A 22,542-nucleotide genomic window follows, 5' to 3' on the forward strand; every position below is an offset into this window, starting at 1 on the left:
AACAGTTTGACAATATTTTCTACTGCAGTACCTCTATCATAGTGTAGTACATCTTGTATATTTCTTTGTAGTTCTGAGTTAATATCTTTCATTAGCTAGTCCTTTATTTTTTCTTTCAACTTAATTATAAAGTCGACTAGCTACAGACACAATTTAGTGGACACTACCCTATATATTTCATAGTTTAATTCCTGAGATAATTCATAAAGTTATCATTTTATGATATCAAAAATTATATATTAAAAACAATTCCAAACTTAATGACTATCTAACATGATTTTTAGAAAAATTTTACTGCTTCTTTATAAGTACAGGTAAGTATCCAACTATAAAAATAATAGGAATACATAAAAAGGCCCAATAAAATACAAAGTTTGCTTGATCAAAAATCAGATACAAAACTACGGCAATAACTATTCCAACTATCGTACTTAATACAGCACCTATAAGATTTTTGCTCTTACCATAGAAACCATATATTAGACTAAAAGATAATGCTGCTATAGGTATATTAAAAAGTAGCATCTTATCAAGAATATGATCAATAAAAAATGTTGCTATTAAATAACTTAATATAGCTATAAATAGCACTAAAACTCTATTTGAATTTGTAGTTTCTGTATGATTACTATGAGCAAAAATTACTGAAGCCATAGTATTCCACAAAGCAGCGATAGTTGTTGTAGCAATCAAAAATATCACTATATAAAAATAAATCTGAATAGCCAATGGTAACTTTTTTGCAATAATGCTTGCTAAAGCTAAATCTGGATTTACTAGATCTAACTGCTTAGCAAAACAAGCTGTAATAAAAATAGCTATTACATAAAATAAGCTAACTAATACGGCTGTAACAAGCATTGAATAAAAGGCTACTTTTGATGATTTTGCAGAGAAAATCTTTTGACCATACCATGGTGATAAAATATAAGTAAAACAAGTTAATACGGCTAAAGACAAGGTAAATGAGATTGGTAAGTTAGCATGGCTTTTAATATTTATAACACCTCCTTGCTGACTATATTTGTAAAAATAAAAGCCTAAAAATATAAATAATATCAAACATAAAATAAAACTTATCTTATCAATCTGGATGATTGATTTGAGTCCTGAGTTAATAGTTGCTATAAACATTACCAAACAAGCAATAAAAGTAATTAATGCTTGAGAATATCCTGGAAATATCACTTCTAAACATACAGTTATTGAATGAATAAAATTTGCTCCAAAACCTAACATTGCGATCCATAAACATATAGCTGCAAAAACTCCAAAAGCTTTATTATAGCGATAGCCAAAATACTCTGTGACACTTATTGCATCAAAATTCTTCCATTTTTTTGCTACTGTAATAGCGTAGAAAAATAATCCAAATAAAAACACTAAGCCAAGTGAAATTGCTGAAAAACCATAATTATAGCCAAGACTAGAAAAGCCAATAAGTGTTGAGGTATTTAGCTCAGTCATTACTAAAGTTGCTGTTAGAGCAAAAAAGCCTACCTTTTTACCTGCTGTGTAATAATTTGATACTGGTGAATTATTATTTTTCATAAGTAGGTAGCTGATTTAAATTCCAGTTATAGTTTTGATAGTAAATAGTTTTACTTTTATCTAATATTACTTCTTTTTTAACTTTGCTTGTTAAATATTCAGCAATAAACTGACGCATCTGTTTCTGATCACCAAAATCACTACCATACCAATCAAATATTTTTGATATATAAATATTATTATCTTTTAACTCAAAACCATTGGAGCTATTTATCCAAGTAGTAAAAGACCTGTTTAATTGTGCATTTATTTGATCGCCTTGATAAGCTTGTCTAGATAAGTTTGGACAACTAATAGAAGCACAATTAACAGCGGAGTGAACTCTTGGATCATGCCATATTGGACGAATAATTCGATGTTCGATATCATTTAGAGTTAATTCTTTATCATTAATTTTGACAACATTTTGATCCCATACTTTTGAATATCCAAGCCAACTTTTATCAATATCTGTAATTGATTTAACTGGGTAATGTTGCAAAATAACTCGAATAGTCAACATATTGTACATATTTATCCAATACGCTAACTGTTGGTTTTTATTATATTTTAAAATATCTAGCTTAGAATAAGTATTTATTGCTTTATTAAGTATTTGCTTATCTTTTTTTGAAACAGCACTATAATTAACAAATGTTTGATCCCCCTTCTGTACAACGTATTTATCTAAAAAACTCTGCCACGGTTTAAAATCAATCTTTGCTTTTGATGATGAGTTTGACTTATCCCAATAGCCCCACAACTTCGCATTTGGTGCAGCATTTAAAGATGTAGTTATCAAAGCAAGTATAACTAACAGAAGATATTTGGATATATTTATTTTTCTCATCTTTTAGACCTTTGTTTGATTATAAAACTCATAAACTCTGTAAAAAGTTGTCCATAACACTAAAACAGTAAATAAAATTCCAAGAGGCAATACAGTCGATGGTAATAAAATCATCACAATAAAGAATATAAAAGTCTCGGCTCTTTCCATTAATCCTGGTGAATAGTAAAAGCTTTTTGATGATTGTTGTTGACTAAATATTCCAACAAGTAAAAAACTACTTATACAAACAATTATCGACATCATCATAATTAATCCAACCCAAGCAATTTTTGGCTGATAAATAAAAATAGCGATAATAATAAAAGACTCGACAAAACGATCAGATAAAATATCAAGCATTGTGCCTAATGGTGAATTAGATTTTTGTAATCTTGCAACACTACCATCTAAGACATCTAAATAACCTGAGATTAATAGAAATATCACAGCTAACCATGGTACCCATAAGACTAATATAGCACTTATAAAACCTGTAATAAGAGATAGTATAGTTAAAGTATTTGGCTTTATATTTAAAGCTGATAATGATGTCGCTACAGCATTTATAAAATACTTTTGAAACCAGGGTCTAACACTTTGCTCTAGCATAATGCTCCTAATTAAAATTTTAATAACAAACGTACTATTTTTTTAACTTTCTCACTATAAAGAGACGGTGTAAAATATGATCCAGCTATGCGCTTATTTAATTCACTAAGAGTTGGGTATGGCACAATATGTGAAGCTATTTGCTTGATTTTTAGTTTATTTTTAATAGCCAAAGTCCACTGAGTAATAAGCTCACCAGCCTGCTCTCCGACAATACTAGCTCCTAGAATATAACCTCTTTTATTAACAGCGATTTTAAGCAAGCCATTTGTTGAAAGGTTTGCCTGAGCTCTATCATTACTTTCATATGGTAGTGTTAATATTGTTGCACCATTTTCTTCAGCTTGTTTAATAGTCATACCAGTATGAGATATCTCTGGAGTTGTATATACCGCCCATGGAAAACTTGAGTAATTAACTTTTGCTGGTAGCTTAAATAAAATATTTTGAATAACAATTCCAGCATGATAACCCGCTGTATGAGTAAATTGATATTGACTAGCTAAATCACCAATTGCATATATATTTTTATAATTAGTCCGTAACCTTGTATCAACATCAATCCCTTTAGCAGAATGTTTAATACCAACTTTATCTAAGTTAAGCTTTTCTATATTAGGCTGTCTTCCAGTAGCTACTAATAGATGAGAGCCACTATAATTGCCAACATTAGTTTCTAGCTTTACTTGAGCGTCTTGTTTAGAAGCTTTCGAAACTTTAGCATTTGTAACCACATCTATATCAAGCTTTTTAAACTCATCTAATAGCACCTGTCTGCAATCATTATCAACTGGTCCTAATATAGTTGACTCTGCTTCAAAGATTGTTACTTTCGAGCCTAACAGGGCATGAGCTTGAGCTAACTCAACTCCAATCGGTCCACCACCCATCACAAGTAAATGCTCAGGCAGTTTATCTAAACTAAAAATTGTCTCATTTGTTAGATAATCAATATCTTCTAAACCTTCTATTGGAAATATTTTTGCTCGTGAACCAGTTGCTAAGACTATATATTTTGCTTTGATCTGTATATCGCCAGCTTGGACAGTCTTTTTATCTATAATATGAGCATAATCTTGGATAACATCTACACCCAAAGACTCAAACCTCTCAACAGAATCATGTGGTTCTATCTTTGCTATCACATTAGCAACATGAGCTTGTACTTTTTTGTAGTCCGCTGCAAAACTTTTAATATCAACACCAAACTCTTTAGCTTTATTACAGCTATGTATAATTCTTGAAGCTTCAATCATTGCTTTAGATGGTACACAGCCATAGTTTAAACAATCACCGCCCATCTTCCCACCTTCACAAAGGACAACTTTTGCACCCATTTGCACTGCTCCAGCAGCGACAGATAGGCCACCAGAGCCTCCGCCAATTACACAAATATCTGTTTTTATTTGTTTCATGCCTTGGCTCCTTTGATTTTTTTGTATATGACTGGAACAAGCGATAATATTGCTAATGCAATTATTGGTAGAATAAATTGAGGTGCGAAAATAATACCCATGTCTAACTCTTTACCTTGGCGTAATACAAAGCCTAATCCAGTACCAACCCATGTATAGACTAATGAGCCTGGTATGATTCCCAATAAAGTTGCCCAGAAAAATGTTGATAAGCGAATACCGATAGCTCCACAAGCTATATTTATTGCAAAAAATGGAAATAAAGGTATCAAACGTAGTATTAGTAAGTAGTTAAAAGCATCATTTTCAAAGCCTTTGCGCAACTTCTCAATACTACCTTTTGCCTTAGCCTTTAACGTTTCACCAAAAGCTGTTTTTACAGCTAAGAATAATAGACAAGCCCCAATAGTTGCACCTAGATTTACCCAAATGACTCCTGGGAACAAACCAAATAAGAAACCTCCTAACAAAGTCATAATAGTTGCTCCAGGTATTGAAAATGCTACGACTATAATATACACAACAATAAACATTAATGAGCTAAGCCAAAAATAAGAATTTGTCCAAGCAACTAAATCTTGATAATGTTGCTTTATAACAGCTAAAGATAGATATTTCTGACCGCCTAAAGCAAAAAATATTATTAGACCTAGTATCAAAACTAAAATAGGAATATAACTTTTAAATTTACTCATCTAATATAACCTTAAATATATAAATCATAAGAACTTCATATTCTAAATAGTATACTAAATCAGTCTAAAATATAGTTAAAGTGTAAAATAAATATATGATTATTCAAAATTCACTCATCTGAGACAATTACATATTTAATACTGAAATCTACACCCCATATTTATTTATTCAAAACCCTAAATTTAACAATATGCTAGATAAGAAATAAAATAGAGATATAAATAGATGATATCCTGAACCTAGAGTAAAACGAATAAATATTTTCTAAGAAATTATAAAGGAGAATTATTATGAATAAACTGACTGAATTCTTAGATTTTTCAACTTGTAACTATGCAGATTTCTTAGCTGATAATGCATTTATGAATATAGATATAAGACCATTATGGTCAAATATGCCTAGGTTAGTTGGTAGAGCCTTTACAGTTAAATGTGAAGCTGGTGACAATTTAATGGTACATGCTGCAATTTATAAAGCTCCTCCTGGCTCTATTTTAGTTATTGATGCTGGTGATAGTCGATTTGCTGTTGCAGGTGGCAACGTCTGTGCTACAGCCGCTGAAAGAGGAATACTAGGTTTTATAATTGATGGTGCAATTAGAGATATTGCTGAGATTAGGGAAATGAAGTTTCCTGTATATGCTCGGGGAAATGTACCAAAACCTGGAAAAAAGTTAAAACTTGGAGAGATGGAAACTCCTATCAGATGTGGAGGTGCTAATGTGGATAATGGTGATATTATTATTGCAGATGAGGAAGGAATAGTTGTTGTTAAACCTGAAGATGCTCAAGACTTATTAGATAAAACAAAATCTAAACAAATTAAAGAAACTAAACAATCTCTAAAAGAATGGCAGGCTGAACATTACCAAAAAATCTCATCATTAGTATCAGATTTAGATATTTCAGCATAAATAATATACCTCTAAAAATTACCGATATAGTACACCCTAATCCTTAAAGTCATCCAATCCAAGAATAGGATACTTTATAATTTCAAAAAAAGGTGAGTAATCAAAATCAGAAGGAACAAATAGTCTAGGATTTCTAGTATGCACTTTTAGTTTGCCATCAGTTGTCTTTTCTAACAATGGTAAAATAGGAAACTTTGCTTTAATAAACGCCGTTGCAATTAGTAAAGAACAAGTTAGTTTTGTCGGATTTTGTGCATTATGATTAAATAAACTAGAATGCCACTTTCTTGGTAAAATCCACCAAGGACAGAAGAATCTAGCTAAATCAAATACCTGTTGATTATCATAAGGTAATCCTAATTCAGAGAGTACATACTTAATAATTATATTTTTTTGAGTTCTAGAAATATTTCTTGGTCTACAAATTCTTAAGTGGTCTGATGCATAAATATTTAAACTCTTTATAACAACACCTTCGCCAATATTACTTTCTATAATAAGTGGTCCAGACCCTAACTTGGGATTATATTTTAAAACTAACTCCTGAATATCCTTTGCTAGCTGCTCAAAACTACCTATATATAGTACCGAATGAGTCCAAATACTTCTTGTAATTACACTAATAGCTCTAGCTGCGCGACTTCTACCTTCTACAAGAATTACATCACAGACTTCTAGATGCTTAATTAACCTATTATAATCAGATAACGGTGATATTCTAGGCTCACTGATATTAAATAATAAGAAATTACTAATTTCCTTATATATTAAAGTTTTTACTTTTTTCATAACCCTAGACTACCTAAGGATAGTATGACATAAAAATATCTTAGTAATTATTTAGATTTTTAAACCTTTAGCTATCGCAAAAATAGCAATTGGATTTTAAAGCTTTTTCTTTAGCTGATCTAAATAATCATTTGTTTTTCTTAAGCCTTCTTCTGATTCATGGGATATTTCTGGATGCATATTTTGTTCAACTGCTGCCATTTCTTCATAACAATCTGCCGCATTTTGTTCCAATAATTTAATTTTTTCTTTTATAGAAATATCCATAGAATATATTCTTTCAGCTTCTTTTTTTAGATTCATAATGCACACCTCTAAAATGCCTTGATATATTAAAATTATATCAAAAAGATATTACTTAAGCATATACCCTTGCATGATTATATCAAATAAAAATAGTACTCTATTTCAAACTAGCTAACCCACTATATTTAATTTCGTCATTATTATTTTTAGCTCATTTAATTTATCTTGAGAAAGTGGGGAAATAGGCAAACGTGGGTTTCCTACATTAATTCCCATAAGACTTAATCCACTTTTAATTGTTTTTGATAAACCTCCCTCCTCAATTATAAACTTCAGAAATCTATATTGTTTATTAAAAAGTTCAGAAGCATGAGCTAAATTTTTACTTTTAATAGCTTTATAAAGATCAATATTTAACTCTGGAATAATATTTGCCGCAGCCGTACACCAACCACTTGCTCCGGATATTAGCATATCTATAGCAATAGGATCATAGCCACAATAAATAGGTAATTTATCTTCAGTAAGTAAGCGAATTTCATGCACTCTCTGTATATCACCTGTAGAATCTTTTACCATTTTTACATTTTCTATCTCGTTAAAAAGATGGGCAATAAAGCTAGGTTTCATATCAAAGCCACTATTTGATGGATTATTATAAACAACTATAGGGATATCTATTGCATCTGAAATATACTTATAATGATTAAAAATATCATCTTCAGATAATTTCCAATAAATCATTGGAATCACCATAATAGCATCTGCTCCTACACTTTGAGCATATTTAGCTTTCTCAATACAATTTGCTGTTGTCATATCAGAGGCGCCAACAATAACAGGAACTCGTTTATTCGTAAATTCAACAGTTTTTTGGGTTACACTCTTCCATTCATCTAAACTCAGATAGGCACTTTCACCTGTACTTCCTAAAGGAGAGATTGCATCTACTCCTTTCTTAATCAATCTATCAATAAGAATCTCTAAACTCTTTAAGCTTATTTGATCAGACTTATCAAATGGTGTTGGAATATAAGCAACAATGCCTTCAATATTTATATTTTTCATAATAACCACCTTTACCAAGAATTAATTTAAATCACGATAACCAATTTATGTACTCCTAAGAGAACATATTTGAATTACTAACAAATTCTATACCATGAGGTATATACTCATTATTAGCACAAAAGAATATATAAAATAATAATAAATCTAGCAGATATACAAATTTAAACTTTAATAAGCTTTTTTGACATATATCAGATAGCTGATAAACTAAAAAGAATATTTATCAAATACGAGAAAACTATATTTTATAGAAAGAGTTATTAAGAGGTTTTTTTGAATAATTAAGTGATTCTTTAGCTACTTGATAAGCATTTACATATTTTAATACAAAAAAATCTCTTGTTTGAGATTTTATCACTTTAACTGCTATAGATACGGCTTCACCATTATCAACAAGATCGTGGAATTGCTTAATAAAATTATTCTTTTCTGAGTTACTCATAACCTATACATTTTAAATAAATTTGCACTATTATAATCACTTATTTACTGTAAAAAAATACTGTTTACAGCATTATATTTTGATTATTTAAGTTTTTTGATACCCTGTACCATTTAGAATCATATTCATATAGATTCTCATTATATATAGGTAAAACTTAGATCATAAATCTTTATTTTTTAGATTAAAGTGAGTTACTATTTGTTATGTCCACCTGTCTAAACTTAATGATAATATCTGTATTTTTCTGAATAGACTTAACAACATCTGAATTCTTATCATTTGCGGCTATATTAGCTATTATAGAAGTATTTAACCTAAGGGTTGTATTTTCATTCTGAATAGTATTATATATCAAACCTATCTCGTGGCCTACAGTATTATTTAATCCATACCAAAGATCTTTTATCCTATCTCTAATACAACTTCTATTAACTTAATGTAACACATCTGATAGATAAGATTCAATCATACAATTATACTCACTTGGTTTATAATATTTGTTTATTAAATCTTCTAATTCTTTAACCTCTTTACTATTGGTCAAGACACTGAACCTTCTAGCCATTAAGCTCCTTTTATATTTCTAAATATAAAATAATATATAAACATTAACTCTTATATTCTAGTATGTTTATAGCTTTTAATACTTAATTAATATAATTATTGATTTTATTTGTAAGTTAGAGTAAATTTTTATACCTATTTTCTAAAAAAGTATCCTATATTTAAAAAGACCTATTAAGATAACATATTTATAAATAAATTAGCAATACAATATATATAATATAGTTTTAAAGTCTTAGAGCTATATCTTTTTAGTCAGCTTTAAAATAATTTTTCATAAAAAATTGCAGGTATTGCAAATCCAAAACTTTACTTCATATGAGAATTTGTAATATATTAAACTTAGTAAGCATAATAATAAATTTCCAACTTATACAGCAAAAGTATGTAATGTTTATTAAATATAAAATAAATCAAGGAGGATTTCAGTCACTAAAATGTTCGTTTAAACAAATATAGTAATGGAGAATCATTATGCAGTTAGAAAATAAAGATAAAGTTTTTGAAATTCTAAATAAAATATTAGAAACAGAAATGGCTGGGGTTGTAAGATATACTCACTACTCTCTTATGATAATTGGGCACAATAGAATACCAATCGTAAGCTGGATGCAATCCCAAGCAAGTGAAAGTCTAACACACGCCACAGAAGCAGGTGAAATGATCACTCACTTTGATGGCCACCCTTCTTTAAAAATTGCTGACTTAAGTGAGACATACCAACATAATATTGACAATATCCTTAGAGAAAGTCTCGAACATGAAAATAAAGCAAAAGATTACTACTACGAGCTGCTAAAACTAGTAGAAGGCAAATCAATCCTTCTAGAAGAATATGCTAGAAAACTAATAGTTGAGGAAGAAACTCATATTGGTGAAGTAGAAAAAATGCTTAAAAGGTCCTACTAACAAATCTAATAAAATCATTAGAAAATTATTTTACTTCTTTTCTTAGAATCAAAAAATAATAACTATCCCAGCTATTAATAAGTAGATATAAAATATTACTTGCATAGCACGGATAGGAATTTTCTTTACAAGTTTTAGTCCTAATGGCGGAAAAAGAGCTAATGGAAAAAAATGGTGCCTATTTTAGAATTTTTTACCATTATTTAGCATAAAGAAATCTACTACTTTTTTCTTTAGCTCTTTTGATAGACCTCTATGAACTCTGATTCTATTTTTGAGATCCGAAAACTTTCCACCCTGATGATTTGTAGTATTTGGTATCGATAAATCAGGAAGGTTTTTATACATAAATAAGTAATCCAAATTTGAACACAAACTAGCATACGCTGCTCTGAGTTTGTAGTGGGTATAGGTAGCTTCTCCAGTATCATAATTTACAGTCATTTCATTTAAGAAATCTTCATACTTTGCATACCAGTTGAGTAGTTTATTTTTAAACTTGATTTCTGTTGTTTTGGTAATCCTGTTAAGTATTTTTTGTAACTCTATACTGGCTTCTAATTTTGGATTCTTGGTAATATATCTATCTACTATTTTCTTTGATGAAAATGGCACATCTGTATTGGATACACCTTAAATACTGTGTTTAAGCCTCTCTTGCCATCTATAGTTACAGCATTTATTGTATATCCTAAAGATAATAATTCTTGTAACATTTCTTTGTAATACTTAGACTTTTCTGAGTCTACATGCCTCCAAAGCAAAAGCTCGTCTTCTAGCGTATCATAGAAAGTTACTGTAGCTAACTTGTCTTTTCTCTTACCATAAAACGTAGTATCACACACTAGTGTTACTGCTCTTGGTTTATGAGATTTCTTTGATAATTCATGGCTATGAATTTGAGTGTAAGCCCATCTTTTGGTTTTGTCATATTCAATAGCCAAATCTGTTTAAGTTTGATGTCTAAACACATACTTATAAAATAATATTTCTAGTAGCTTTTTAGGTCTCCTATTTGAACTAAATGATAATCTACAAGCATTACATTTATACCTCTGAACTCCATCTCTTTTCCCTTTTTTCTTAGTGAAATTAGAACTGCAGTTTGGGCATTTTTTAGTCTTTTTTTACTGACATTTGTAAATAATCCTTTTTAAAACCTTATTCTACAATACTTATAGCTATATTTTAGGCACCATTTTTTTCCATTAGCTCAAAAATTATCCTCAAACAACACGCATCCTCATCTTTTGCTATACAATATTTGAACTAAACTAAAATAAAACTTATGATTAAAGTATCATAGTTAAAATAAATCGCTTATGATAGAGATTCTAGACTGGCTACATCTTAAGCGTCGGAAATGGTCTGCTAATGATAGCTACTGGGATCTGAAATTTAAGCTCCGTAAAAACTCTAACTACATATATACTCTACAGCAAAATATAAAAACTGCTCAATATAACTTCTCTCCAGCTAAGAAAGTAAAGAAACCAAATGGACAAACATCTATTCTTTGGGATGCCAAAGACTCTTTAGCTCTTAAATATTTAGCTACAAGTATCCAAGATAAATATAGATTTAATAAATTTTGTTATTCAAATAAAAATCGTGGTGGCGTTCCTAGAGCAAGAAAAGTAGTCAGTCAACTACTAAAAACTCATAAATACATTTACAGGTCTGATATTTTTAAATTTTATAATTCTATTGATCATAATATCTTACTTTCAAAACTCTCTCGCTTTGTCATAGAAAACGAACTTAAACTAATTGCTAATCATCTAGATAGAATCCAATGGCAAGATGGCTACTATACCGAAATCAAAAAAGGGATATCCAAATCTTCCCCTTTATCGCCAGTATTGGGATGCATTTATCTAAATGAGCTAGATCAAACAATGCAAAGACTAAATGTAAAATATCTAAGATATGCTGATGATTGGATTATTTTAGCACAGTCAAAACCTATGCTAAGAAAAGCTGTTAAAATAACCAAGCAAATATTAGCTAAACTAAAATTAAAAGAGCACCCTGATAAAACAGATTATCGCAATTTTAATAATCCAAGTGCAAAACCCTTCACATTTTTAGGACAAGAGTTTGTCCGTAAATAATAGAGATGTTAAGAATAAATATAACATATTAATAATTATAAATATGGCTTTATGAGTCATTCGAACCTATTGAGAAACACATACATTTGGCTGGTCGAGGGCAATCGAGAATCTCCATTGATCCTGAAGTGCACCCGTTTCAACTGAAGTTCCACTATCGATCTGAGATGCAATGACACCTGTGTGATTAACTTTGCAAATGCCCAGCCCCCCATTCGTCTTAACATGAATATCGACACTTCCCTATGTGCAAAATTAAAATCTGATGGATGAGAAAGGTTATTATATTTCTCATAAGCGTCTTTTGAAATAAAGTAATTCCCGGTACATTTAATCACAACTTTATGGTTGACAATGGTTGCAATAGAATGTTTAGGCAAATTGTCCGTATATTCTAAGGTTGGAAGCACAAGCTTATTTTCCAAAATCATTTATATCCATTGATTGCACTCTACCGGTCGGGTTCCAAGAAATCTGATTCCCTAAGAATGCTTACCGTGTCTGAACCTATTGGGTTCCATATTCCTTGATCTGTTTTAATCTTGGCGTTCCAATTCACAGAAATATCATCTTGATCGTTGTTGTGGTAATCGTTTGTAACACTCGGAACGAGAGGATCTGTGGTGCTCACCGACCATGGATTACCTTGTGGATCATCCACAGATAGATTTAAATCTACCTTCGTGACTTGATCATTATTAACTACTACCCCTTTGTCGTTTAATCTCAAATAATTCGTAGTATGTAGCGCACTCCAAACGTCTGATGCCAACTTATAAGTATAATCGTGCTCATCCTTACCATATACTTTTAAGAACGCAGAACTCGGTAGTGCAACGTCTTCTATTGAACCATCGGGGTAGGTTATAACCGCCGAAATATCATCAGAATCGATTGAAAATGAATTAGACCTTTGATCAAGTTGTAATTCTATTGACCTACTACCGTCCTTATCGAATTTATTGAGTACCTTCTTTTTTAAGTTAGATGATAACTTCCAATAAAACTGCGCGTTTCCTAGACCACCGTTTTTATTAAGGGTAAATTGGATCTTTTTACTAGTTGGAGCGCTATAATCGTAAGTAATGACATTATTTAGACCACTCTGACTATTCTCAATCACAGCATCATCTCCAACGGAAATGTCGGAGCTTGAATTTTTTGACTTACTAATATTTCCCTTATCATCTTCAACTACCACACTAATCGCACTCCTAGGAATTATGAACGGTGCCGATAGGCTTGATCCTATAGTTAAAAATAACTGATTAGAGTGATTAGTTTTGTATCTTATAAGCCTCTGTTGGTAATCAGTTAAAGAACTTAAATCGACACTCCATGTGAAACCGGTATCCTTATCAATAGAATTACCGTTAACTGCGTGGGCTTTAGCTGTGAATTGTACAAATCCGCCTAAAGATGAAATTTGTGTATTGTCAGGGTCTACAGATGTTATAACAGGAGCGGAAGCGACACCAAGAACACTCACAACGCTATCAGCGCTCTTCGAATCGCTCACATTCCCCTTATCGTCTTTAGCAACAACATTAATAGCATCGGAAGGTATATTGAATGTTTCTCCGGTATTAGCAGCTATGGTCAATTTAAATTTATTTGTATGATTAGTCGATACATCATCATGATTTATTAACGCTTGCTGATCTGGTGTAAGACTACTCAAATCAACTGTCCATGTATATCCGCTAGTAGCATCTATATTATTATCACCTGTCGCTGTCGCTGTATATGTAACTGTGCCTCCAGAAAGACCTACTTGATTAGGATTCGGAGTAACTGTTGATATCACAGGTTTAGATGAAGCTCCTGCTACACCAACTGCACTATCAGCATTCTTCGAATCACTTTGATAGCCCTTATCATCCTTCGCCACAACACTTATTGCATTTACTGGGATACTAAACTGTTTATCTGTGTTAGCAGCTATAGTTAAATTAAATTTATTTGTATGATTAGTCGATACATCATCATGATTTATTAACGCTTGCTGATCTGGTGTAAGACTACTCAAATCAACTGTCCATGTATATCCGCTAGTAGCATCAACTGTATTGTCACCTCTCATTGTCGCTGTATATGTAACTGTGCCTCCAGAAAGACCTACTTGACTAGGATTCGGAGTAACTGAATCAATAATGGGATAATCTCCTAAAGCAATCACATTTGATTTATCCGAAAGATCTCCATTCTTATCAACAGCTACCATATACAAACTATTATTAGTCAAGCTTCTAAACTTATGATTAAGCTCGCCTTTATTTTTATCATTACTCTTTGTCTGAGCTAATTGCTTACCATCTATATACCATCTATAATCATATGGAGCTTCGCCTGCATTAGGCGCTTTGTCAACCTTAAAACTACAGTCAAGATTATTGTTGTCACACTTGCCAACCATAGATATAACAGGAGCTGCAAGGTCCGCAAACCTTATCTCTTTTGAGAGATTAACAGGATAATCTATACCATTTACTGTAATATCACCCTCGATTGCTATATTTGTGCTTTCTTTTTGGGTATTAAATTTAAAGCCAGTGGGATCACCATATAAAGTACATCTAGACTCTCCATTAGATTTACAATCTTTTAAACCTTTAGCTTCTAACTCATCATTATTCTCAAGCACAGGATTATCTGACTCATTAGGGTACCATTTAATATTACTACTTATCTGGTACTTAGGAATAGGTTTAGAATATAATAATTGATCCTTTATTAAATCTTGCTGATAAACACTATCAAGAGAAGTAATCGCAATACTACATACCTTATCATTACATTCTGAATCAATTTTAAACCTAACTTCATCATGCTTCCCACAAGCAACCAAAAAAAATGCGATAATCACCAACAAACACACAAAAGTGATTTTACTTGACAATCTCTGTCTAACTATTAACTTCAACATTTTCAACACCCATACTTTCCTTTTTTATCGGGACTATTTACACCCATATAATTATTCACTTGATAATTTATGGCCTAGCTCAAAAATTATAAAGGGATTAAGAACTTAATTGGTCATCCAAAATAAATGGTGGCGATCAATTTTAAATACACCCATGTATTTATGATCAACGAATAGACGCTGTCCCAAAGATTGATAAATTGATAAATTGATAAATTGATAGATTGATAGATTGATAGATCAGTTTTACACTTTTTTTGAATTTTCTCCTAAAGACTGTTGCATAAATCCTCTAATTTTCCATGGATAGTAACATTTTTGCTATTTTTAGTAAAAACGTAACCTTAAATTGTCTTTGTTATTGTTGTATATGTCATTTTTGACATATATAGATACACTTGTCCTAATTAAGGCATTAAATTTACTGCTTTTAAAGAGTTAAAACATATAGCTTTCAGTATTGCTTGAGCATTTACTTTAACTGTAGAAAAGTAACTAGCTCTAGCAAAGTTAAACTTTCTCTTTAACGTGCCATAACATTGCTCAACTTTATATCTAACTTTTGATATTAGAATATTTCTTGTCTTCTGCCTCTTCGTTAAAGATTTATTCCTGAGTGCTTTTTTAAGTATACGATTTTTGATATTTTTCTCTTTGAGCATGGCTTGGTTAGCAGTAGTATCGTAAGCTTTATCTGCAAGTACATGTTTACAATCCAAATCTTTTAATATCAGCTCTAGGCGGTGTGCCTCATAAACTTCAGCTGACTCTGTATGTATTGTTTGTATGAAACCATACTCATCATCAACGCTAGTAAACACCTTATAACCATAATGACTTTTATTACCTTTCTTAATCCATTTAGCATTTTTATCTTTACCATAAGATATATCTGGATTAGATGACTCATTTTCATATCTATCTTCAACTGGATTATCTACAAACTTATCAGCTCTACCTGCTGACTCAATCAAAGTAGCATCTATGATTGCTCCTTTGGCTGTATTTATTGATAAACCTAATGATTCTAGCTGACTATTTAGTTCTTTAAACAGCTTCTTTAGTTTCTTCTTTTTTATCAGTAAATTACGGTACTTATTGATAGTACTATAATCTGGCAACTTCGATGTCGGTGTAAAGCCTGTTAAAGTACATAAAGTCGATTCTCAATCTTAAGCTTAAGGCTAATTCTCTATCACTGAGGTTATACCATTGACCTAGTAGCAATAGCTTAAACATCATTACACAATCATACGCAGGTCTGTCTTGACGAGTCATATCTTGAGTATATATACCTTTGGACTTTTACGGAACTTCTCAAAGTCTACTAACTTATTTAATTTAACAAATTTATTATCACTACCTAGCGTCTCTTCTAAGCCTAAAAAGAAAAAATCCATAAAAATTAAAATATCAATATCTGTAACATTTGTATTTTACAAAATATAGCTAGTGAACATCAACTTGCCTCGTATGGTTGTAGTATAAATAGGATCATTCAGACCTATAATACTAACATCTTCACTTACCAAATTATTAATTACTCTTATAAGATGATCGAATATCTTCCATACAATCAATCTTTGCAACAGTGCCATAACTAGTCTACAAAGTGGCTAAAAAATATACTTACCTCCTACTCTAGCTATTAAGTACTTAACTTTAATAACCTCAAAATATCTAGAATCCCCTAAATCCTTTAAATTAGCTCCTATTAATAAATATCCATGCATCTCATTAGTTGCCTTTTTAGGGTTTAAATATCTATCTAAATTATCTACTTGCGATTTTTTATAATCATAATATTCTCCATTCACAGTAATGCCGTTTGTATTCATTATTACTTTATCATTTGGCACAGCAATGATTTTCTTAATAACTGGTTCATAACCATTATCACATGATCCATAAACCATATATCCTCTCATATGTGCAGACTGTGCTAGCTTTGTTGGCAAACATATAATAACCAAATCATTTCTATGATACTTATGGGTTGGAATGATTTGATATAATCCTTCTGGCATTGATGGTGTCAAATTAATACGATATCCATCTGTATATGCAGCTATAAATATAACAAATATCATAATAAATATTAATCCAATTATTTCAGCTAGTAACTTTAACATATTAACTCCTATCTAGTGCTTTATGAGAGCAAAGTTATACAGACACTTAAAGCTATCTAATTGACCTGCAACATTAATTGTTTTATCCCATTCTAAAGTATAAATATTCTTAGCTTCAGATAATTTTATTGGGCGTTTTGTGAATAGTGCATCCAAATATGTTACTCTTGTTGAACTAAAGAAATCATTCATCTTAGATAAATATAAATTCTCACAAGAACTTTTTGCTAGGTTATATTTTTTATATTCCCTATATTCATAACTACCAAGCACTGATATAAAGATAACTATAATTAAAAAAATTTTCTTAAAATGCCAAATTAGCTTCAATACTCCTTTTATAATTTTCATACCAGTTCCAAACAGCTATTTATAGGTTTTTGATATTCATATCAAACAGTTGCAACAGTACCTTCAAGTCTTATCATTTTTGCAGCATGTATCTCATATGATTTACCATTGATAACAATACTACCATCAACTTCTATGGTAGTAGTTTTATTGTGAGTCTGGAACTTAAAAGCTGTAGGATTACTACTTAGCGTACATGTGTGACTAAGGCAATCTGGCAAACCTATGCTTTTCAATTCATTACCATTTATAAGAGTCGCATCATCTACCGTCCACATTATGTTACTTTTTACCTGATCCTCAGGATATGGTTTAGAATAAAGCAACTGATCAGTTATTAAATCCTGCTGATATGTTACCTTCAAAGATTCTAATTTGATATAGCAAACCTCACCCTTACATAATGATTTAATCTGAAACCTTGTCTCATCATGAGTACTACACGATCCCAAAAGCAAAACTAAAAAAAACATTATGAAAAAACCGGCTACTTTACGATAAAAATTACAGCTTAATATATACATCCTAATACCTCATTCTGCATGTAAAAATTAATATTCTACTATTACTTATAAGATATAGTGCAATCCATAATTGACTGAGTACATCAATTTTAGATTGACATTTTTTTACACCAATATGAATAAAATACATATCTTCACATAAAAGTCGAAATCTAATTTAAATGCTAAAATTACGATGCTACAACTGGCTATTATTTTTAATAATGTTCGCGCTTCCATTACAGCTTAGTGCTGCACGGATTATGAGTGGAAATCCTACTAAGCAAAATTGGACATGTTCAGCTGGTAAGAGTGACCAATGGAATTGTCAACGTACAAAAAAACCCAAAAATGTCTTTAATCAAGAGCTTAAAGTTGCTCAGAAAGAAAAAGCTCTAGCAGATGGTTTAGGATGGGTTAGTAAACCTTCAACTATGGAAGGAGGATATTATAATAACGATAATCAATTTACAAAAGCCCTATGTAAATCAAAAGAAACAAAAATATCCAGTGAAAGTTCACAATATGGTCCAGATGCAAATTTGATTACTTCTGGAAATGTTGAATTTCTCGAGTGTGATCAAGAGATTTATGCTGATAATGCTATTATTGGATTTAATAAAGATCTAAGTTCTGTTAAGTCTCTAGTAGCTATTGGCAATGTAAGAGCTAGTCAGCCATCAACAGGTGTTGTCATTCTTACTAAAGATTTGAGCGCAGATCTAACTAATAATACATATAGTGCTGGTCCAACATACTTTAGAATGGCTTTACAAACTCCTCAAACTCGTATGTATAATAGAAAAAACTTTAGTGGATATATGCGCGGTTATGCAAACTCATTTATCAAGAAAAAGAATAACACCCTTTTATCTGATGGTTATATAACGACAGGCGAACCATATGATAATGATTGGAGGTTAACTGGAGATAATATTGACATAGATACTAAAACTAACATGGCATATGTAAGAGACGGTTATTTTGAGATCAAAAATATACCTGTTATGTATATACCATACTACTCTCACCCTCTTGATGATAAAAGAAGATCTGGATTTTTATTCCCTAGCTTTATTCAGAATAGCAACGTTGGTTACGGCATATCTATTCCTTATTATTTTAACCTCGCACCAAATTATGACTTATTATTAGATACAGTGCTTTGGTCACAGAGAGGTTTAATGGAGAACGGTACCTTTAGATATATGTCAGAAAATACTCAAGAAGAGTTTGATGGCTCAATAGTTCCTTATGACCTTGAAACTAAAACTATGCGTGGAGCATTTACTCTAACAAGTCAGGGTGATTTTGGTAATGGCATATCAACAAATTTTGAATATGACTATGTAAGTGATGCTGATTATTACAATGATTTCTCAGTCGGCAACATTGATTTAGTCACAAAAACTCTACTTGATAGAGAGTTTGATTTAGACTATAGAAATAGCTATATTGACTCAAGTATCACAATCCTTGACTATGGCAAGGTAGATCCAACCTTAACAGTTGATAACACCCCATATGCTAAACTACCTGAGGTGAAATTTAATGTCACATCCCAAGGGTATACTCCAGATTATATAACAATCAGTGCCGACACACTTAACACCTTTTTTCAGAAGTCTCCCGGTCCAATATCAGGAGACCCGGGCGCAGCACAGGGAACAAATGTAAATGCCTTTAGAGCTTATGAAGCACCAAAAATTGCTGGAAACTTTACTAGTACTTGGGCATATTTTAAACCATCTCTGGAAGTACCTATTCGTTATTATCAACTAGAAACTAAACCAACAGATACTATTAAATTTGATAAAAATTCTATAACAAGTGTGCTACCAATTTTTAACATTGATGCTGGAGCTTATTTTGATCGTGATGTTACAACTAGCGCAGGCTCATTCACTGAAACGCTGCATCCTAGACTATTCTACACTTACATACCATATCAAGATCAAACTGACATTCCACTATTTGATACAAGCTTGCAAAATGAAAACTATGATCAAATGTTTCAAGTTAACCGTTTTACTGGCGATGATAGGATTAACAATGCCAATCAAGTAACATATGCTTTAGAAACTTCAATAGTAAATAAGGCTAGTGGAAATACTATCGCTACAGCAAAAATAGGACAAATGATGTACTTTGCTAATAGACGAGTAACATTATGTCAAGGTAACTCAAAATGTGATAATCCGGGTATGATGGATGAGTTTTCAAATGACACTTTTTCTCCAATAACAACTTCTTTTGGCTTATATATAACTAAGCATTTATACTTTAATGGTCAAGTAAACTATAGAGCTGACAAAAATGATGTTGATTACCAAGTCTATCAACTAAACTATAAAGACAGTCATGAGAATATCTTTAGTGTTTCATATAATAATATTGCAAATAATTGGGATGCTTTGACACAACAACAAATAGATGATGGTGTTACACCTCAGCCTCAAAGAACAATTACTCTATCTGGAATATTAAATATCACAGATCACTGGGCTATTGCTGCTTTATGGAACTACGATTTTGAGCAGAAACAAATTGCAAATGCTTTTATAGGAGTTCAATACAATACTAAATCATGGGCTGTTAGGTTATTATACCAAAAAAGTGCTTATACTAATCAAGATCCTAACGACCCTACAACATTAGGTGCCCTGTCTGATACTGTACTATTTTCTTTTGAGCTTAAAGGCCTTGGAGACTCTGCAGGTAGCGCAAATGATTTATACTCTCGACTGGAGCAGATACCTGGCTATGAAAATGGTGAATGGGGTGGTGAATAAATAATTTGGAGCTGCCCTAGATAATTCTACTTTAAACTCTCCTTACACCCGTTATACTTCTTTGCAAAGAGGTTTAAAATTAAAATATCCTCTTAATGATGGTCATCTAAAATAAATACTGATACTCAATTTTAGATATTTCTATATTAATCTGTTGCTTAAATATTTATTATACGACTCACTAAATAAATTTGTAAAACATCAAAGGGTTAAAATAGTGAAATCTATAATAAATACAATGGTAGTCGGATCTATGCTATGCGCATCTGTTACAATGTCTTTTGCGACATCCTCAGATAGTAAGATTAATTTTTTATCAAATAAATCTGATATTTATAGCAATGTTCTTATCAAGCCTTTTAAGGTCACCTATGATTCAATAACAAATAAAGACAATAGCTGGGGGTCACAGGATAGATCTGGTCAATGGTATCTAGGTATTGATGCTAACGGTATCGCTATTGGTGGCAACTATGGGTCAAATGCAAAAGGTGGAAGCTCAGGTTGGAACGGTATATTAGGTTATAGTATTAATAAGTACTTAGCTGTACAGTATAATCAATTTGCGACATATAACGGTATGTTTGGAGGCTTAGGCGAAGGTGTCATAAATCTGAGCAATCACACCATGCTCACTCCATATGCTGCTGGTGGTGCTGGTTGGGCTAATCTAGCAGGTGATGCTACAGGTGCATGGGATGTGGGTGGAGGTCTTAAATTTGAACTATCTAAACACTTGCAAGCGAGTGTTGATTATAGATATATACAAACAATGGCTCCTAGTGATATTGTCGGTCATAATGCTAGAGCAGGCATCAACATGATTGGCGCTGGTCTAACATGGTTTTTTAATAAAAATAATTAAAATAATACAAGGTTTATATATGAAAAGTGAAGTAAAATACATCTCAGATGTTTCAAATATGCTTTGCATATCAACAAGGGAAATATATGACCGACTTAGAATGATAGGAGGTTATAGTCATGAACTTGCAAAGGGCTCTGAAAAGGCTACTCTATGTCAAGAGGATGTGGAATATATTATTAATTTTAAAGTATTCGAAAAAATTCATAATAAAGGATATAATGCTCTAGCAGAAAAAATTAGGAGACACCCTTATAAATATAGACTCTTCACCCATAGTCTCTTCTGTAAAGCTTAGAATGCCAATCACAAACATATTAATAAACATGTTTAATAATAAGGTTATTTTTCAATGAGAATATTTTATTTATTTATTTTACTAGGTTTATACTATTTATCAGCATATTCCTATTCAATTTATAGTTATAAATCAGATGCAGAGCTTGCCACAGGTAACGTTATAATAAAAGCAAAGAAAGCAGTAATATATAAGAACAATCAAGGAATGTTAACAGCAGTATTTCCAAAAAATGATAGATCTATAGAATTTAGTGCTAACAAAGTTACAAATCTATATTAACCCCATTACTTTTATAATCAGATATCTATTTCTAGCAATAGATAAAGACCTCATTCTATCCATATCCCTACAAAATATATATCTTGTATTTCTAAACTATTCAAGCCTTATCTTATGATAATTTTCTAAGGTAAAATATCTTGATAATAAACTAAGATCAAGTATCCATGTATTGATTATTATATAAGTGTTAATGCGAGAATACTTTGAATTCGGCAATACACAACCTATACATCATTAAAATACGCTCTTTATACTG

General features: G+C 31.3%; 24 protein-coding genes and 1 pseudogene. 7 read left to right on the plus strand and 18 right to left on the minus strand.

Going from position 1 to position 22,542, the window contains the following annotated elements:
• Window positions 1-291: 291 nt before the first annotated feature.
• Genes F3D62_RS09480 through F3D62_RS09500 form a run of 5 tightly spaced genes read right to left on the minus strand, consistent with a single transcriptional unit; the run spans window position 292 to window position 5,081 of the window.
• Window positions 292-1,551 (minus strand): sodium:solute symporter, encoded by a 1,260-nt coding sequence (locus F3D62_RS09480; protein WP_150468011.1) that lies wholly within the window; start codon window positions 1,549-1,551, stop codon window positions 292-294.
• Window positions 1,541-2,380 carry a DUF547 domain-containing protein gene (locus tag F3D62_RS09485; RefSeq protein WP_150468012.1) on the minus strand — a complete coding sequence of 280 codons (840 nt, stop codon included), beginning with the start codon at window positions 2,378-2,380 and terminating at the stop codon, window positions 1,541-1,543. Before F3D62_RS09485 ends, F3D62_RS09480 begins: the two co-directional genes overlap by 11 nt.
• A 3-nt stretch (window positions 2,381-2,383) precedes the next feature.
• Entirely contained in the window at window positions 2,384-2,971 is a 588-nt protein-coding gene (locus F3D62_RS09490) for a CDP-alcohol phosphatidyltransferase family protein (protein ID WP_150468013.1), read from the minus strand.
• Between the two features lie 11 nt (window positions 2,972-2,982).
• Window positions 2,983-4,386 (minus strand): dihydrolipoyl dehydrogenase family protein, encoded by a 1,404-nt coding sequence (locus F3D62_RS09495; RefSeq protein ID WP_150468014.1) that lies wholly within the window; start codon window positions 4,384-4,386, stop codon window positions 2,983-2,985.
• Window positions 4,383-5,081: a TVP38/TMEM64 family protein gene (locus F3D62_RS09500; protein ID WP_150468015.1), complete on the minus strand. Its 699-nt coding sequence runs from the start codon at window positions 5,079-5,081 to the stop codon at window positions 4,383-4,385. Before F3D62_RS09500 ends, F3D62_RS09495 begins: the two co-directional genes overlap by 4 nt.
• Window positions 5,082-5,372: 291 nt before the next feature.
• Between F3D62_RS09500 and F3D62_RS09505 the strand changes: the two genes are divergently transcribed.
• Window positions 5,373-5,996 (plus strand): RraA family protein, encoded by a 624-nt coding sequence (locus F3D62_RS09505; protein ID WP_150468016.1) that lies wholly within the window; start codon window positions 5,373-5,375, stop codon window positions 5,994-5,996.
• Window positions 5,997-6,032: 36 nt separating this feature from the next.
• Here the strand turns inward: F3D62_RS09505 and F3D62_RS09510 are convergent, their stop codons facing one another.
• The 5 genes from F3D62_RS09510 to F3D62_RS13055 form a co-directional block, all read right to left on the minus strand.
• Window positions 6,033-6,785, minus strand: a complete 753-nt coding sequence (locus tag F3D62_RS09510) for a YiiX/YebB-like N1pC/P60 family cysteine hydrolase (RefSeq protein ID WP_150468017.1) — start codon at window positions 6,783-6,785, stop codon at window positions 6,033-6,035.
• A 96-nt stretch (window positions 6,786-6,881) separates the two neighbouring features.
• The gene (locus F3D62_RS09515; protein WP_150468018.1) at window positions 6,882-7,088 is read right to left on the minus strand and encodes a hypothetical protein; all 207 of its coding nucleotides are present in this window, start codon (window positions 7,086-7,088) and stop codon (window positions 6,882-6,884) included.
• 114 nt (window positions 7,089-7,202) lie between these two features.
• Window positions 7,203-8,099 carry a 4-hydroxy-tetrahydrodipicolinate synthase gene (dapA, locus tag F3D62_RS09520; protein WP_150468019.1) on the minus strand — a complete coding sequence of 299 codons (897 nt, stop codon included), beginning with the start codon at window positions 8,097-8,099 and terminating at the stop codon, window positions 7,203-7,205.
• Between the two features lie 241 nt (window positions 8,100-8,340).
• Window positions 8,341-8,544 (minus strand): hypothetical protein, encoded by a 204-nt coding sequence (locus F3D62_RS09525; RefSeq protein ID WP_150468020.1) that lies wholly within the window; start codon window positions 8,542-8,544, stop codon window positions 8,341-8,343.
• Window positions 8,545-8,980: 436 nt separating this feature from the next.
• On the minus strand, window positions 8,981-9,112 hold the full coding sequence (locus F3D62_RS13055; protein ID WP_263478760.1) for a hypothetical protein: 132 nt from the start codon (window positions 9,110-9,112) through the stop codon (window positions 8,981-8,983).
• Between the two features lie 473 nt (window positions 9,113-9,585).
• Here F3D62_RS13055 and F3D62_RS09530 point away from each other — a divergent pair, with 473 nt between their 5' ends.
• Window positions 9,586-10,020 carry a bacterioferritin gene (locus F3D62_RS09530; RefSeq protein WP_150468021.1) on the plus strand — a complete coding sequence of 145 codons (435 nt, stop codon included), beginning with the start codon at window positions 9,586-9,588 and terminating at the stop codon, window positions 10,018-10,020.
• Between the two features lie 183 nt (window positions 10,021-10,203).
• On the opposite strand, the gene F3D62_RS12775 is transcribed toward F3D62_RS09530, so the two are convergent.
• Together F3D62_RS12775 and F3D62_RS09535 are read right to left on the minus strand one after the other, a co-directional pair.
• Window positions 10,204-10,635, minus strand: coding sequence for a hypothetical protein (locus tag F3D62_RS12775; protein ID WP_191092595.1), 432 nt, complete (start codon window positions 10,633-10,635; stop codon window positions 10,204-10,206).
• A complete protein-coding gene (locus F3D62_RS09535; protein ID WP_191092596.1) occupies window positions 10,611-10,964 on the minus strand; it encodes a hypothetical protein in 354 nt (117 codons plus the stop codon). Before F3D62_RS09535 ends, F3D62_RS12775 begins: the two co-directional genes overlap by 25 nt.
• Window positions 10,965-11,342: 378 nt before the next feature.
• On the opposite strand from F3D62_RS09535, the gene F3D62_RS09540 reads away from it, so the two are divergent.
• Window positions 11,343-12,134 (plus strand): reverse transcriptase/maturase family protein, encoded by a 792-nt coding sequence (locus tag F3D62_RS09540; protein ID WP_150468022.1) that lies wholly within the window; start codon window positions 11,343-11,345, stop codon window positions 12,132-12,134.
• Between the two features lie 451 nt (window positions 12,135-12,585).
• On the opposite strand, the gene F3D62_RS09545 is transcribed toward F3D62_RS09540, so the two are convergent.
• The 6 genes from F3D62_RS09545 to F3D62_RS09565 form a co-directional block, all read right to left on the minus strand.
• The gene (locus tag F3D62_RS09545; protein ID WP_150468023.1) at window positions 12,586-15,060 is read right to left on the minus strand and encodes a hypothetical protein; all 2,475 of its coding nucleotides are present in this window, start codon (window positions 15,058-15,060) and stop codon (window positions 12,586-12,588) included.
• 407 nt (window positions 15,061-15,467) lie between these two features.
• Window positions 15,468-16,181: an IS5 family transposase gene (locus F3D62_RS09550; protein WP_224732675.1), complete on the minus strand. Its 714-nt coding sequence runs from the start codon at window positions 16,179-16,181 to the stop codon at window positions 15,468-15,470.
• Complete coding sequence (locus F3D62_RS12965; protein ID WP_224732676.1) at window positions 16,168-16,338, minus strand: transposase; 171 nt, start codon at window positions 16,336-16,338, stop codon at window positions 16,168-16,170. The genes F3D62_RS09550 and F3D62_RS12965 overlap by 14 nt, the downstream gene beginning before the upstream one ends.
• A gap of 338 nt (window positions 16,339-16,676) precedes the next feature.
• Complete coding sequence (traF, locus tag F3D62_RS09555) at window positions 16,677-17,192, minus strand: conjugative transfer signal peptidase TraF (RefSeq protein WP_150468024.1); 516 nt, start codon at window positions 17,190-17,192, stop codon at window positions 16,677-16,679.
• 12 nt (window positions 17,193-17,204) lie between these two features.
• A complete protein-coding gene (locus tag F3D62_RS09560; RefSeq protein WP_150468025.1) occupies window positions 17,205-17,543 on the minus strand; it encodes a hypothetical protein in 339 nt (112 codons plus the stop codon).
• A 41-nt stretch (window positions 17,544-17,584) separates the two neighbouring features.
• Complete coding sequence (locus F3D62_RS09565) at window positions 17,585-18,016, minus strand: DUF3281 family protein (protein WP_191092587.1); 432 nt, start codon at window positions 18,014-18,016, stop codon at window positions 17,585-17,587.
• 212 nt (window positions 18,017-18,228) lie between these two features.
• Between F3D62_RS09565 and F3D62_RS09570 the strand changes: the two genes are divergently transcribed.
• The 4 genes and pseudogenes from F3D62_RS09570 to F3D62_RS09585 all read left to right on the plus strand — a co-directional run bounded on the left by F3D62_RS09570 (window position 18,229) and on the right by F3D62_RS09585 (window position 22,283).
• Entirely contained in the window at window positions 18,229-20,838 is a 2,610-nt protein-coding gene (locus F3D62_RS09570) for an LPS-assembly protein LptD (protein WP_191092588.1), read from the plus strand.
• Between the two features lie 238 nt (window positions 20,839-21,076).
• A pseudogene (locus tag F3D62_RS09575) lies at window positions 21,077-21,688 on the plus strand (OmpA family protein); the annotation flags it as partial.
• A gap of 34 nt (window positions 21,689-21,722) precedes the next feature.
• Complete coding sequence (locus F3D62_RS09580) at window positions 21,723-22,001, plus strand: hypothetical protein (RefSeq protein WP_150468028.1); 279 nt, start codon at window positions 21,723-21,725, stop codon at window positions 21,999-22,001.
• Window positions 22,002-22,055: 54 nt separating this feature from the next.
• Window positions 22,056-22,283, plus strand: a complete 228-nt coding sequence (locus F3D62_RS09585) for a hypothetical protein (protein WP_150468029.1) — start codon at window positions 22,056-22,058, stop codon at window positions 22,281-22,283.
• Window positions 22,284-22,542 lie beyond the last annotated feature (259 nt).

It is taken from the genome of Francisella sp. SYW-9, from assembly GCF_008711465.1.
GTDB lineage: Bacteria > Pseudomonadota > Gammaproteobacteria > Francisellales > Francisellaceae > Francisella.

Bases quoted from the DNA above. Each gene is read 5' to 3' on its own strand.
- F3D62_RS09480 (WP_150468011.1), bottom strand. From the start codon at position 1,551: ATGAAAAATAATAATTCACCAGTATCAAATTATTACACAGCAGGTAAA.
- F3D62_RS09485 (WP_150468012.1), bottom strand. From the start codon at position 2,380: ATGAGAAAAATAAATATATCCAAATATCTTCTGTTAGTTATACTTGCT.
- F3D62_RS09490 (WP_150468013.1), bottom strand. From the start codon at position 2,971: ATGCTAGAGCAAAGTGTTAGACCCTGGTTTCAAAAGTATTTTATAAAT.
- F3D62_RS09495 (WP_150468014.1), bottom strand. From the start codon at position 4,386: ATGAAACAAATAAAAACAGATATTTGTGTAATTGGCGGAGGCTCTGGT.
- F3D62_RS09500 (WP_150468015.1), bottom strand. From the start codon at position 5,081: ATGAGTAAATTTAAAAGTTATATTCCTATTTTAGTTTTGATACTAGGT.
- F3D62_RS09505 (WP_150468016.1), top strand. From the start codon at position 5,373: ATGAATAAACTGACTGAATTCTTAGATTTTTCAACTTGTAACTATGCA.
- F3D62_RS09510 (WP_150468017.1), bottom strand. From the start codon at position 6,785: ATGAAAAAAGTAAAAACTTTAATATATAAGGAAATTAGTAATTTCTTA.
- F3D62_RS09515 (WP_150468018.1), bottom strand. From the start codon at position 7,088: ATGAATCTAAAAAAAGAAGCTGAAAGAATATATTCTATGGATATTTCT.
- dapA (WP_150468019.1), bottom strand. From the start codon at position 8,099: ATGAAAAATATAAATATTGAAGGCATTGTTGCTTATATTCCAACACCA.
- F3D62_RS09525 (WP_150468020.1), bottom strand. From the start codon at position 8,544: ATGAGTAACTCAGAAAAGAATAATTTTATTAAGCAATTCCACGATCTT.
- F3D62_RS13055 (WP_263478760.1), bottom strand. From the start codon at position 9,112: ATGGCTAGAAGGTTCAGTGTCTTGACCAATAGTAAAGAGGTTAAAGAA.
- F3D62_RS09530 (WP_150468021.1), top strand. From the start codon at position 9,586: ATGCAGTTAGAAAATAAAGATAAAGTTTTTGAAATTCTAAATAAAATA.
- F3D62_RS09540 (WP_150468022.1), top strand. From the start codon at position 11,343: ATGATAGAGATTCTAGACTGGCTACATCTTAAGCGTCGGAAATGGTCT.
- F3D62_RS09545 (WP_150468023.1), bottom strand. From the start codon at position 15,060: ATGTTGAAGTTAATAGTTAGACAGAGATTGTCAAGTAAAATCACTTTT.
- F3D62_RS12965 (WP_224732676.1), bottom strand. From the start codon at position 16,338: ATGACTCGTCAAGACAGACCTGCGTATGATTGTGTAATGATGTTTAAG.
- traF (WP_150468024.1), bottom strand. From the start codon at position 17,192: ATGTTAAAGTTACTAGCTGAAATAATTGGATTAATATTTATTATGATA.
- F3D62_RS09560 (WP_150468025.1), bottom strand. From the start codon at position 17,543: ATGAAAATTATAAAAGGAGTATTGAAGCTAATTTGGCATTTTAAGAAA.
- F3D62_RS09565 (WP_191092587.1), bottom strand. From the start codon at position 18,016: ATGTTTTTTTTAGTTTTGCTTTTGGGATCGTGTAGTACTCATGATGAG.
- F3D62_RS09570 (WP_191092588.1), top strand. From the start codon at position 18,229: ATGCTAAAATTACGATGCTACAACTGGCTATTATTTTTAATAATGTTC.
- F3D62_RS09580 (WP_150468028.1), top strand. From the start codon at position 21,723: ATGAAAAGTGAAGTAAAATACATCTCAGATGTTTCAAATATGCTTTGC.
- F3D62_RS09585 (WP_150468029.1), top strand. From the start codon at position 22,056: ATGAGAATATTTTATTTATTTATTTTACTAGGTTTATACTATTTATCA.